We start from the raw sequence: 12,960 nt of genomic DNA, 5'->3' as shown, positions 1-12,960 counted from the left end.
CAGCGGAGTTCGAAGCCGACTTCTACCAGCACAATCCCGCATCGGCACCCGCCGATGCGTTGGTTCCAAGCCTCTAAAAAACCCGGCACGAAACACTCAACCGGGGCCTGGTCGTGCAGGAGGACATCGAGGCCATGAACCTCGCCATGCGGGGCAGGCGGGGATGTGCGGACGTGCGCGAATGGTGGCTCATGGCCGACGGCCGAGCCCAGAGTCCTCTGGAGACGCGGATCCGGCTGGTCTGTGTCGACGGCGGCCTGCCCCCCGACGAGCTGCAGCACCGCTTCACCGACCGGGGCGGCAGGACCGTCGCCGTCGTCGACTTCTGGTGGGAGGGCGCCCGGCTCATCGGCGAGGCCGACGGCCTCGGCCCCCACAGCACCCCTCAGGCACTGGCACGGGACCGGGAACGGCAGAACGAGCTGCAGATGCTCTACCCCGACGTGCAGATCCTGCGGTTCACCTGGGAGGACCTGCGCAGGCCGGCCTACATCCTGGCGATGGTGGCGCGAGGGGGACGCTGACACTTCTCGTGATCCTGTACCTGTCGCCACTCTCACCGAGGTAAGGGAAAAGGGTGAAGATGACCGCAGGTACAAGATCACACAAGATAGGAGCTGTGGTGCCGTATTCGCTTCCTGGTCGCAGGTCGGGCTGGGAAGAGCCACGGAAAATGTCATCCCATTTTCTGTGGAGCACGATGAAATCGTCATGGGCGATCTCTTCCTGGGATCTCGCACGACCGCCTCCGTAGGTTGTGGCGGATGGTTGCGCCTTTCAAGGGGGAGACGGAGGCTGGTGCGGGGGAGTCGTCCGAGGACTTTTCTCGGAATCTTTCCCGGGGAGGAAGTATGCGCAGGCCAATGCCGGAGCGGGATCTCGGGGGAATTCACTGACGTGATCGTGTGATCGCCGGGGGACCGTGGCAGGATCATCGGGTGGAGGTGGCGGTAGGTGCAAGATCTTGTGCCTACGGTCACTTCGGCTGGGTGCGGGATATCAGCAAGGCATGGCGAAGTTGGCTCCAGGTACAAGATCACCAGGGAATAGGTCATGGGGCTCGGATTTTTCGGTCAGCGGGGTTTTGTGTCCGTCTTCTGATCGGCCAGTCCGGACCCTTTCACGCCCCCACCAGAAGCGGTTCCCTGGCCCAGCTGGAAAAGCCGTGCACAACTCCGCCTGATGACTTGGCAGCGCCATGACGACGCTGCGGGAGGCCGCGATGCCTGCCCTGCTCTTGTGATCACTGCGAAGCGGTATCGGGAAGCTGCACGGGAACCGATGGAGATCTGGCAGCAGCGAGCCCACGGCCCGGGAGAAAGGATGTCCACCAGCTCCGGTCGAGGAGGGGCCGGGGCCGACCGCCGGCCCCGGCCTGCCGATGGTCAGGTACTGCGGTCACGCAGGTTCCTCATCCTGTGGGCCCCGACGTCCTGACGACAGCCGCGACGATGTTCCTGACCTGGTCGACGATCGTCGCGCGGTCCTTCTCGAAGGCGGGGTCGGTGATGTCGCACTCGGAACCGAGGTGCAGGATCGGGGTGTGCACGTGGCCGGCGGGGATGTCCCGGCCGGTGGCGTCGCGCAGCAGGGTGTTGCGGTAGGCGATCTCGTTGGAGAGGTAGTCGCCCCCGCCGCCGGCCCGCGCCCGGGAACCCGGGGTGGGCCCGTCCGGACGTACGACCGGAGTGGTTCCGCCTGCGGGGATCTCGGTGACCTCGGTGTTGTCGACCACGGGGAAGGGTTTCCGGGTCGTCTCCGCCACGACGGCGGAGCGGTTCAGGGAGGAGTCCGACCACTGCGGCTGCGGGGTGACGGTGGGAAAGCCGCCGGGGACGGGGATCATCTCCTCGGGGCCGACCGCCTCGTTGTCCTCGGAGCCGCCGCGCCAGGCACCGTTGTGGGCCTCGAGATCGAACTGGCCGTCCCGGCCCTGGCTGACGGTGATGACGGCGGCGGCAGGCCGGCCGCCGGTGTAGTCGGGCAGGAGGGCCCGTTCGACCATGCCGTCCGTGAAGTCGCGCCAGCGCACCGGGAAGAGCATGGCCCTGACGACCGCGACGCCGTCACCGGTCTCGATCACCGCTCCGTCCAAGGCGAGGGCCGCCGCACCGGAGGGGTTGGCCCGGCGGATGTCCTTGTCGAGGCCGAACGGGTCGAAGCCGGTCACGACGACGCGGGCCGCCTCGGGCTTCCCGGCGGTCTCGGGAAACCCCGGGTCGCTCTGGCCGCGGGAGCGGCGTTCCAACTCGGTCACGAGTTCGGCGCGCTCGGCCGCGTCGATCTTGAAGGCGGGCTCCCAGCGGTTGAGGGCCGAGGTCATGCCGAGCCGCGCCCAGTAGAGCGGCCGGTCGTCGCCGGCGCTCAGGTCTCCGCTGACATGTCCGACCTCCTGGACCCGGTTCACCGCCTTCCTCCAGAGGGCGCCCCCATGGCGCTCGACGATTCTTCTCGCGTCGTCCATGTCGGAAGCCGAACACAACTCCAGGGCGAAACGGTCCACGACCGGGGTGAAGCCGGACCTGACCAGGATCTCCTGCGGCTCGTCCTGCTCGAACAGCTCCTCCTCGACAGTGGCCCCGCCCTCGGCGAGGCGGCCGGTCACCGGCGAGGCCGGGACCGGAGTTCCCGGACCGGTGGGGGATGCTGAGCGGGGATCGGTCTGCCGGATGGGCACAGTCACTCCATGTTCTCGTCCTGCCGGGCTGTCCGGACCGGGGTGCGGCAGGTGCGCTTTCTCGTCACCGTTCCCACGGCCGAACCCCGCCCGGTCGCTCCATCCTGGCCTCCACGGGGGACAATCGACCGTTTCCCGGGTGCGGGCGCCGTCGAGTGCGGGAAATCCCCTGCACGGACCGGGAGGGCCGTGCCGGATGCCGCTCCGGTCAAGACCGGCTGCGTCCGGGCAGCAGCGCCGGACGGCAGGCCGGATCTCTGTTCCAGGCCGACAGGCGGCCGTCGACCCCATGGGGGCAGAGCTCACGCGGCACGGTGAGGATCGCAGCAGTGCCGGTGAACGTCAGCTCCTCGACGAAGTGCTGCTCCTGGTGTCGGAACCCGTACTCCGGCACAGGGCGGTACTCGTCTCCGCAGAGACACCGGGCGTGTTCCGTCAGGGGCTGTGCATGGACCAGAGCCCACGATGCCGTGGTTTGTCGGACAGAGCCGGGGACGGTGCCGACTTCTTCGCATAGACGGCAATCGGGGCGTAACTCTTGTTGATTCTGCTTCAAGAATCTTGTTTAAGTCCCTTCTCGGGAAATTATTGCCAGATTTAGCTCTGAAATTGCGTGTAGTGCCTCCTTGAAGTGGCTAAGTTGTCCATGACGGCAGGAAGCCATCAGGAGGTGGAGACAGTGCTGCTCAGGTTCCGCGTGTCCAACTGGGCCTCCATCCGAGAGGAGCAGGAGCTCAGCCTGGTCGCCTCGGACAAGCACGACGACCTTGCGGTCAAGGACATCCCCGGCACAGGCCTGCAGGTCCTTCCCGTGGTCGGGGTGTTCGGTGCCAACGCCTCCGGCAAGTCCAATCTCATGGCCTCCCTGGCCTACGCCAGGAGCGCGGTTCGCCATTCGCACAACAGGTGGAACCCCAGCGGCGGTACCGGTCGGGTGCCCTTCCTGCTGGATGGGGAGGGGAGGGCGCGGCCCTCGGAGTTCGAGTTCGAGTTTGCTCAGAGGGGCGTCCGCTACCAGTACGGATTTTCCGTGGACGATGAGAAGGTGACGGGGGAGTGGCTCTACAGCTGGCCGCACGGACGCCCCCGCATGCTCTTCGAGCGAGACGAGGAGCAGCACATCGAGCTCGGTCCCGGGCTGCGCCGGGGATTCGGCAGTCGGACCCAGATCGCGAAGGAGACGGTGCGTCCCAACAGCCTTCTCGTCTCAGCGGGGGCAGCCGGCAACCATCCCCTGCTCACCAGTATCTATACCTGGTTCGAGCGGCTCAACGTCGCCCACGAGCCCAACGCGCAGATACGCCTGGACCTCACCTTGCGCATGCTCTCGGGAGCTCATGCGGAACTGTGCTCTCAGCTGATGCGGTACGCCGATCTGGGCATCACCGATGTCCATGTCACCGAGCGCAAGATGCCAGAGGAAGCCGCAGCGCACTTCACAGAGGCCTTCCGGCTGCTCAACCCCCACAGCCCGCCGACAGATCCGGACAGCTGGCGGTGGGCGCCCGAGATCGTCGTCACCCATCAAACCCCGGACGGATCGACCGATCTTCCCTATGCCTTCGAGTCCAGCGGTACGCACACCTGGCTGGAGATGGTCGGCATTGTGGTCCAGACCCTGGTGCAGGAGGCCGTGCTCGTTGTGGACGAGCTCGATGCCAGGCTGCACCCGAACTTGGTGGGGCAGCTCGTCAGACTCTTCTCCGAGCCCGAGACCAACCCCAACGGCGCGCAGATCCTGTTCAACACCCACGACGTAACGCTGCTGAGCCGCCACTCGTACGGGCATCTGACGCGCGACCAGGCATGGTTCACCCGGAAGGGATCGGAAGGAGCAACCGAATTGGTGGCGCTGCGTGAATACAAGGTGCGCAGCGAACGCGACGATGTGTTCAAGAAGTACCTTTTGGGTGCTTTTGATGCAATCCCTCTCTTTGAAGAGCAGGTGGAGCAGCGAATCGGTGACCTCCTCGCAAAACATGCGGTACCTTGCGGGAATGGCAGTGAAGAAGTCCGGAAAACTGCGGACAAGGCCGTCTCTCGCGCCGAAAAAGACCGGAACGCGAGACCCCGGCCGCAGGTACCTCATCTTCTGTGAGGACACTTACGGGGGGACGACCTACTTCGAAGCCATGCGCCGTGACCTGCGTGCTGCCAACATCCACATCAAGCTGGGTGGCATACACGGCGAGCCCTTGAAGTTGGTGCAGGCGGCGGTGCGCAAGCAGAACGAGGCGCCCCGCCGCCGGCGCGACCAGGGGGAGAGTTACGACGAGGTCTGGTGCGTCATCGACGTGGAGCAACCACGGCCTCACGATTCCCTGGAGAGGTCTATCGCGCTGGCCGGGGAAAACGGTATCGATATCGCGTACGTGAACCCGTGCTTCGAATTCTGGCTGCTGCTGCACCAGAAGGACTGCCACGGTTATCTCACGACGAAGGACGCCATCGCCAAGATGGAAGAACTGAAGTGCTGCTACAAAGGGAACAAGGACTTCGACCCGCGGCACTTTATCGGTGAGCCCCAGCAGGACGCGATGAAGCGAGCGCGGCGCCTGGAGGAGCGGCACCAGGGTGTTCCGCGCCTTCGCGACCGCAATCCGGGGACGAACCTGCACGTCCTCGTGGGCAAGCTCCTTGCCCAGGCTCGGCGGTAGCCGATTCCGTTCAGCAACTCGGCAGGCGGCCGTCGACCACATGGGGCAGAGCTCGTACGGCACGGTGAGGATCACATCGGTGTCGACGAATGTCAGCTCCTCGACGAAATGCTGTTTCTGGTGTCGGGACCCGTGCGCCGGCGCAGGCCGCCAATCGTCTCGCAGAGGCACCAGGCGTGTTCCGTCAAGGTGCTGCGCGCGATGTGAAGCCTGCGATTCCGCGAACCTCCGGACGGGCGTTCCCCCACGGGTGCGGACATCTCCCGGGAGACACCCCCCTTCCTGGTCGCCGCCTGTCCCCGACCGGTCACCGGCCTGCTGCCCGGACCGGGCGCAGGAGGTGCACATGCGGCGGGGACAGGAGACTGCTCCGCTCAGGTGTCGCAGCTCTGGCACCTGCGGGTGGCGACCCGCTCGGTGTTGCCGTGGGTGGCCCGGGCCGGAGACCCCTCACCGAGGCGGCGCCACAGCTGCGGGTCGGGATCGGTGATCCAACCCCACTGCGGTGCCTTCACCTCGGATTCGGACTGGTGCAGGCAGCCCGGACGGTGGGCCACCCCCCTCGGCGAGACGAGGATGGTGCCTGCCGGGAAGCGCATGTCCCCTGACGTGGTGCCGACACCTTGTCCCCGGGAGCCCCTGCCCTCCTCACGGAGTGAGCACGCGCATCCGCCACCGATGGGAAGTTCACAGAAGTCACAGCGTTCCATGGCCCCATGGTGCCCGGCCCCGGTGACGAATCCGCTTCGCGATCCGTCCCGGGGCCGGGCCCGGGACGTCGTATCCCCAGGTCGGTGCGGTGGGTGGTCGGAACCGGCCACGGCACGGAAGCTCCTCCCGCACCTTCGACCGGAGTCCGGGGGAAACCGATGCGGTGCAGGGCGCCGTGCCCGTGACGCCCTGACCGGTGCCGATGCCGTACCCGGGGAAGAAGCGGGCACGCCGGCCCGTGTCAGAGGGCGTCGGAGTCGCCGCTGTACTCACGCAGCCGTTCCAGGGCCGTGTCGACCGCCCCGTCGAGGTCCTCCACCATCTCCTCGGCCTCGCCCGTGAACGAGCACACGGCATCGCACAGTTCCCGGGCGTCCTCTTCCCGACCGGAGCGCTCCAGCTCCTGCACCGCGTCCACGGCGCTGTGCACAGCTCGGGCGTAGTCGGCTGCTTGCTCGTAGGGCACCGGATCCGAGATGCGCAGGACACCCTCGAACAGGGCGTGCAGTGCATCGAGGTCGCTGGCCGCCACTGCCGCCCGGACCTCCAGCTCCAGAGCCAGGGCGGGGGAGCGTTCGGCCTCTTCCAGCAGCAGATCCACCAGCCGACCGTGGTCGAGGCCGTGCAGGTAGGAAGCGGTGTCGGGCACCTGAGGGGAAGCAATCCCGTGCTCACGCTCGTACAGATGCACCAGGGCTGCCGCGACCACATGCTTGCAGCAGTTGCCCTCCGAGGCCCACGGGCAGTCGCAGTCCCAGGAGAACGTGCCTGCGGGCGTGAACCGGACCCGGTAGCGCTGCTGCCCGCTAACGGTGGCGTACACGCTTCCTTCTCCTACTCGCAGGCCCGATACGCGCCCGAGATAGTCCATGCCGCGATCGAAGGACCTGCGCCCGGCCAGGTCGAGCAGAAGGTCACGCGAGAGTTCGTGCATGGGTCCATGCAAGCAGAGCGGAAGAGCGTGCGGTCCTGGATCGGAACGAACCCGCCTGTGTGCTTCGCCGGGGCCCGGAGAGGAAGGGTCAGGCCGGGCCGTGCTCCCGAACAGGCTTCGAGCGGCTCCGCACATGGACACAGGACTGCTCGAACCCCGGTACGAGCCTGTGGGTTTCCTACAAGGCCCGGGCCGGAAGGGCCCTGCCTCCGCCGCCCGGTCCCGGTTCGTCGCGCATCCGAAGTGCGGCAGAACGTGCTGTTGTCCCTCTCACATCCGCTCCGGACAGGGGTGGGCGGACAGTGTTTTTTGGATGTTTCCTACAACTGGAAGCACGTAGCATGCGTTGGCTGCGACATGGCGCCGACCGGTCGGCGGGTGGGAGGGTTGGACACTGCCGGGACCCTCGTGTCGCGGCATTCATGTTTGTCGGTCTGCAGAAAGGCTCGGTCTGGTGTTCAGTCGTGTCGCCATCGTCAACCGTGGTGAGGCCGCCATGCGGCTCATCCACGCCGTACGGGACGTTTCCGCGGAGACCGGGACACGGATCGAGACCGTCGCCCTGCACACCGACGTCGACCGCGCGGCGGCCTTCGTCCGTGAGGCCGACCTCGCCTACGACCTCGGTCCCGCCTCCGCGCGCCCCTACCTCGACCTGGAGGTGCTGGAGCGGGCGCTGGTGGAGACCGGCGCCGACGCCGCCTGGGTCGGCTGGGGATTCGTCGCGGAGGACCCGGCGTTCGCGGAGCTGTGCGAGCGCATCGGCGTCACCTTCGTCGGACCGAGCGCCGAGGCCATGCGCAAACTCGGCGACAAGATCGGCGCCAAGCTGATCGCCGAGGAGGTCGGCGTGCCGGTCGCGCCGTGGAGCCGCGGCGCGGTCGAGACCCTGGACGCCGCGCTGGAGGCGGCGGCCGGGATCGGCTACCCGCTGATGCTCAAGGCCACCGCCGGCGGCGGCGGGCGCGGCATCCGCGTGGTCACGGACGAGACCGAGCTCACCGACGCCTACGAGCGCACCAGCCAGGAGGCCGCGCGGGCCTTCGGCAGCGGCGTCGTGTTCCTGGAGCGCCTGGTCACCGGAGCCCGCCACGTCGAGGTGCAGGTCATCGCCGACGGCGAGCGGGCGTGGGCGCTGGGGGTGCGCGACTGCTCGGTCCAGCGGCGCAACCAGAAGGTGATCGAGGAATCGGCCTCGCCGGTGCTCAGCCCGGTGCAGGCGGCCGAGCTCAAGGCGTCGGCCGAGCGGTTGGCCGTCGCGGTCGGCTACCGCGGCGCGGCCACCGTCGAGTTCCTCTACCACCCCGGCGACAAGCTGTTCGCGTTCCTGGAGGTCAACACCCGGCTCCAGGTCGAGCACCCCATCACCGAGGCCACCACCGGATTCGACCTGGTCAAGGCGCAGCTGCACGTGGCCTCCGGCGGCAGGCTCCAGGGCGAGCCGCCGGTGGAGCGCGGGCACGCCGTCGAGGCGCGGCTCAACGCCGAGGACCCCGACCGCGACTTCGCGCCCTCCCCGGGCCGCATCGCGCGGCTGGACCTGCCTGCCGGACCGGGCATCCGCGTGGACACGGGCGTCACCGAGGGCGACACCATCCCCGCCGACTTCGACTCCATGATCGCCAAGATCATCGCCTACGGCCGCGACCGCGACGAGGCGCTGGGCCGGCTGCGCCGGGCGATGGCCCAGACCACCGTGATCATCGAGGGCGGCGCGACCAACAAGAGCTTCGTGCTCGACCTGCTCGGCCAGCCCGAGGTGGTCGAGGCCACCGCGGACACCGGCTGGATCGACCGCGCCCGCGCCCAGGGCAGACTCGTCTCGCACCGGCACTCCGCCGTCGCCCTGGCGGCCGCCGCCGTCGAGGCCTACGAGGAGGAGGAGCGCGTCGAGCGCAAGCGCCTGCTGTCGACGGCCTTCGGCGGGCGCCCGCAGGTGCAGCACGAGAGCGGTCGGCCGCTGGACCTCAAACTGCGCGGCGCGAGCTACCGCGTGCGGGTGGCACGGGTCGGCGCGCACCGGTTCCGCGTCGGTATCGAGGCGGGCGGGGACGTGCGCACCGCCGACGTCGAGCTCGACCGCTTCGACCGCCACACCGGGCAGATCACGGTCAACGGCACCCGCTACCGCCTGCTCACCGGCACGCACGGCCCGGTCCACCTGGTCGAGGTGGACGGGGTGGCGCACCGGGTCAGCCGCGACGAGGGCGGCGTCGTCCGCTCGCCCGCCCCCGCCCTGGTCGTCGCCACTCCGCTGGAGGTCGGCGCCGAGGTCGAGGCGGGCGCTCCGGTGCTGGTGCTGGAGAGCATGAAGATGGAGACGGTGCTGCGGGCGCCGTTCCGGGCGCGGTTGAAGGAATGCGTCGTGTCCGTGGGCAGCCAGGTGGCGACAGGCGCCCCCCTCCTGCGCCTGGAGCCGCTGGCCGACGGCACCGAGGACGAGGGCAGCGCGGCCTCCGAGGCCGTCGAGCTGGACCTGCCGGCCGAGGACCGGCAGATCTCGGCGCAGGAGCGGCTCACACGGGCCCGGGAGGACCTGCGCAGCCTGCTGCTGGGCTTCGACGTCGACCCCCACGACGAGGGCCGGGTGCTCGACGGCTACCTCGCCGCGCGCCGGGAGGCCGGCGACGGCCGGGTGACGGCCGGCGAGCTGGAGCTTGTCGAGGTGTTCGCCGACCTGGCCGAACTGAGCCGCAACCGGCCGGCGGGCGAGGACAGCGGCGGCGACCACCGCGTGCACAGCGCCCGCGAGTACTTCCACACCTACCTGCAGAGCCTCGACGTCGAGCGGGCCGGGCTGCCCGAGTCGTTCCAGGCCAAGCTCGCCAAGGTGCTCGGACACTACGGCGTCACCGACCTGGAGCGCTCCCCCGAGCTCGAGAACGCGGTGTTCCGGATCTTCCTGGCCCAGCAGCGCGCCTCCGCCGATGCCGCGGCCGTCGCCGCACTGCTGCGCTCCTGGCTGCGGGAGCCGGCGCCCGGCGGTGAGCTGAACGAGCCCGCGGGACTGGCGCTCGAACACCTGGTGGCCGCCACCCAGGTCCGCTTCCCCGTCGTCTCCGACCTCGCGCGCGGAGTGGTCTTCGCGTGGTTCGGCCAGCCGCTGCTGCGCCGCAACCGCGCCCGCGTCTACGCCGCCGTCCGCAAGCACCTGCGCCACCTGGACGCGCACCCGGACGCACCCGACCGCGCCGAGCGCATCGCCGAGATGGTGCGCAGCACCGAGCCGCTGGTGCGTCTGCTCGGCCAGCGCCTCGTCCGCCACGACCTGGACAACACGGTCATGTTGGAGGTGCTGTCCCGGCGCTACTACGGGAACAAGGACCTCACCGGTATCCGCACCGCGAAGGCCGCGGACTGCACGTTCGTGATCGCCGAGCGCCCCGGGACGCGCCTGGTCTCCGCCGCCGTGGGCTTCGACGCGCTCGGCGGTGCGCTGCGCGGACTGGCGGAGCTGGCGGGCGGTGAGAAGGCCGTCGACGCCGACATCTACCTCGCCTGGGAGAAGCAGCCCGAGGACTTCGACGCGATGGCGGCCGCGCTGCACGAGGCCGTCAGCCTGCACCCGCTGCCCGACAGCGTCCGCAGGGTCACCACCACCGTCGCGGGCCGCGACGGAGCGGTGATGCATCACCACTTCACCTTCCGCCCCTCGCCGACCGGAATGGCCGAGGACCGGCTGATCCGAGGACTGCACCCCCACATCGCGCAGCGGATGCAGATGGAGCGGCTGAGCAGGTTCGACCTCACCCGGCTGCCGTCCTCGGACGAGGAGGTCTACCTCTTCCGGGCCGTGGCCAAGGAGAACCCCTCCGACGACCGCCTCGTGGCCCTCGCCCAGGTGCGCGACCTGACCGAACTGCGCGAGCACGACGGCCGGCTGATCGCGCTGCCCACGGCCGAGGACACCATCGCCGCCTGCCTGGACTCCATCCGCCGCGCACAGGCGCGCAGGCCCGTGAGGAAGCGCTTCAACACCAACCGGGTCGTGCTCTACGTCTGGCCGCCCAGCGACATCACCCGCGAGGAACTGGAGACGATCTCCAAGCGCGTGCTGCCCATGGCGGCGGGCGCCGGACTGGAGGAGATCCTGTTCGTCGGCCGCCGGCGCGACCCGGAGACCGGCGAGCTGACCAAGACCGCCATGAGCCTGTCCTTCGACGCCGCGGGCCGCACCGAGCTGACCTTCGGCACGCCCTCGGAGGAGCCGATCGAGCCGGTCGACGACTACCGGCAGAAGGTGTTGCGCGCGGCCGCCCGCAACACGGTGTACCCGTACGAGCTGACCGACCTGCTCGGCGACTTCACCGAGTACGACCTCGACGGCGATTCCGCGCTGGTGCCCGTCGAGCGGCCCAAGGGACGCAACACCGCGGCGATCGTCGCGGGCACGGTCACCACCCCGACCCCCCTGCACCCGCAGGGCGTCACCCGGGTGGTGCTGCTCGGCGACCCGACCAAGGCGCTCGGTGCGCTGTCGGAGGCGGAGTGCCGCCGCGTGATCGCGGCCCTGGACCTGGCCGAGCGGATGCGGGTGCCGCTGGAGTGGTACGCGCTGTCCGCCGGCGCCCGGATCTCCATGGAGTCGGGCACCGAGAACATGGACTGGGTGGCCGCAGCGCTCAAGCGCATCGTCGAGTTCACCCAGGACGGCGGTGAGATCAACATCGTGGTCGCGGGCATCAACGTCGGCGCGCAGCCGTACTGGAACGCCGAGGCGACGATGCTCATGCACACCAAGGGCATCCTGGTGATGACGCCGGACTCGGCGATGGTGCTCACCGGCAAGCAGTCGCTGGACTTCTCGGGCGGTGTGTCGGCCGAGGACAACTTCGGCATCGGCGGCTACGACCGGGTGATGGGCCCCAACGGGCAGGCGCAGTACTGGGCACCGAACCTGGCCGCCGCACACGGCGTGCTGATGTCGCACTACGACCACACCTACGTGGCGCCGGGCGAGGACGCACCGCGCCGGGCCCGGACGAGCGACCCCGCCGACCGCGACATCTCCGACTTCCCGCACGCGTGCGAGGGCAGCGACTTCGCCACCGTCGGGGAGATCTTCTCGGCCGAGGCCAACCCCGACCGCAAGAAGCCGTTCGACATCCGGACCGTGATGCGCGCACTCGCCGACCAGGACCACCCGGTGCTGGAGCGCTGGGCGGGCATGGCCGACGCCGAGACCGCGGCCGTGCAGGACGTGCACCTGGGCGGAATCCCGGTGTGCCTGCTCGGCATCGAGTCGCGTTCGGTGCCGCGGCGCGGCTTCCCGCCCACCGACGGCCCCGACACCTACACCGCGGGTACGCTGTTCCCGCAGTCTTCGAAGAAGGCCGCGCGGGCGATCAACGCGGCCAGCGGCAACCGGCCGCTGGTGGTGCTGGCGAACCTGTCGGGCTTCGACGGCTCGCCGGAGTCGATGCGCAAACTGCAGCTGGAGTACGGTGCCGAGATCGGGCGCGCGATCGTGAACTTCCGCGGTCCCATCGTGTTCTGCGTGATCTCGCGTTACCACGGCGGTGCGTTCGTGGTGTTCTCCAAGGCGCTGAACCCGAACATGACCGTGCTCGCGCTGGAGGGCTCGTTCGCCTCGGTGTTGGGCGGCGCCCCGGCCGCCGCGGTGGTCTTCTCCGGTGAGGTCGACGCCCGCACCGCGGCCGACCCGCGCGTGCGCGACCTGGAGGCCCGCATCGCCGACGCCTCGGGCACCGAACGCGCAGCGCTGACCGCCGAGCTCGACGAGCTGCGCTCGTCGGTGCGCGCGGAGAAGCTCGGTGAGGTGGCCGCGGAGTTCGACCGGGTGCACAGCATCCGGCGCGCGGTCGAGGTCGGCTCCGTGGACGCGGTCATCAGCGCCGCCGAGCTGCGTCCGAAGGTCATCGAGGCCATCGAGGCCCGCATGCGCTGACCCGGACCCGGACCCGGCCCCGGGCCCCGAAAGGGGTTCGGGGCCCGGGCGCTCCCGGGAGAGCAGTGCAGCC

8 protein-coding genes are annotated in these 12,960 nt (G+C 69.3%); 4 read left to right on the top strand and 4 right to left on the bottom strand.

Going from position 1 to position 12,960, the window contains the following annotated elements:
- Window positions 1-113 precede the first annotated feature (113 nt).
- Complete coding sequence (locus FHS13_RS10540; RefSeq protein WP_221442621.1) at window positions 114-524, top strand: endonuclease domain-containing protein; 411 nt, start codon at window positions 114-116, stop codon at window positions 522-524.
- A gap of 887 nt (window positions 525-1,411) precedes the next feature.
- Here FHS13_RS10540 and FHS13_RS10535 read toward each other — a convergent pair.
- Window positions 1,412-2,677 carry a pyroglutamyl peptidase gene (locus tag FHS13_RS10535; RefSeq protein ID WP_425491170.1) on the bottom strand — a complete coding sequence of 422 codons (1,266 nt, stop codon included), beginning with the start codon at window positions 2,675-2,677 and terminating at the stop codon, window positions 1,412-1,414.
- A gap of 208 nt (window positions 2,678-2,885) precedes the next feature.
- Window positions 2,886-3,071, bottom strand: a complete 186-nt coding sequence (locus FHS13_RS10530) for a hypothetical protein (RefSeq protein ID WP_184290926.1) — start codon at window positions 3,069-3,071, stop codon at window positions 2,886-2,888.
- Window positions 3,072-3,356: 285 nt separating this feature from the next.
- Here FHS13_RS10530 and FHS13_RS10525 point away from each other — a divergent pair, with 285 nt between their 5' ends.
- Both FHS13_RS10525 and FHS13_RS10520 read left to right on the top strand, forming a co-directional pair.
- Window positions 3,357-4,775, top strand: a complete 1,419-nt coding sequence (locus FHS13_RS10525) for an AAA family ATPase (RefSeq protein ID WP_184290924.1) — start codon at window positions 3,357-3,359, stop codon at window positions 4,773-4,775.
- 34 nt (window positions 4,776-4,809) lie between these two features.
- Entirely contained in the window at window positions 4,810-5,334 is a 525-nt protein-coding gene (locus tag FHS13_RS10520; protein WP_246405048.1) for an RloB family protein, read from the top strand.
- Window positions 5,335-5,708: 374 nt separating this feature from the next.
- On the opposite strand, the gene FHS13_RS10515 is transcribed toward FHS13_RS10520, so the two are convergent.
- Complete coding sequence (locus FHS13_RS10515; protein WP_343064974.1) at window positions 5,709-5,933, bottom strand: hypothetical protein; 225 nt, start codon at window positions 5,931-5,933, stop codon at window positions 5,709-5,711.
- Window positions 5,934-6,286: 353 nt separating this feature from the next.
- The gene (locus FHS13_RS10510) at window positions 6,287-6,979 is read right to left on the bottom strand and encodes an SWIM zinc finger family protein (protein WP_184290918.1); all 693 of its coding nucleotides are present in this window, start codon (window positions 6,977-6,979) and stop codon (window positions 6,287-6,289) included.
- Window positions 6,980-7,433: 454 nt separating this feature from the next.
- Here FHS13_RS10510 and FHS13_RS10505 point away from each other — a divergent pair, with 454 nt between their 5' ends.
- Entirely contained in the window at window positions 7,434-12,887 is a 5,454-nt protein-coding gene (locus tag FHS13_RS10505; RefSeq protein ID WP_184290916.1) for an ATP-binding protein, read from the top strand.
- Window positions 12,888-12,960 lie beyond the last annotated feature (73 nt).

This window comes from Nocardiopsis algeriensis, from assembly GCF_014203695.1.
Taxonomy (GTDB): Bacteria; Actinomycetota; Actinomycetes; order Streptosporangiales; family Streptosporangiaceae; genus Nocardiopsis; species Nocardiopsis algeriensis.
The sequence above is the reverse complement of the archived record's forward strand: the minus strand, read 5'-3'. Positions and strand labels throughout refer to the sequence as shown.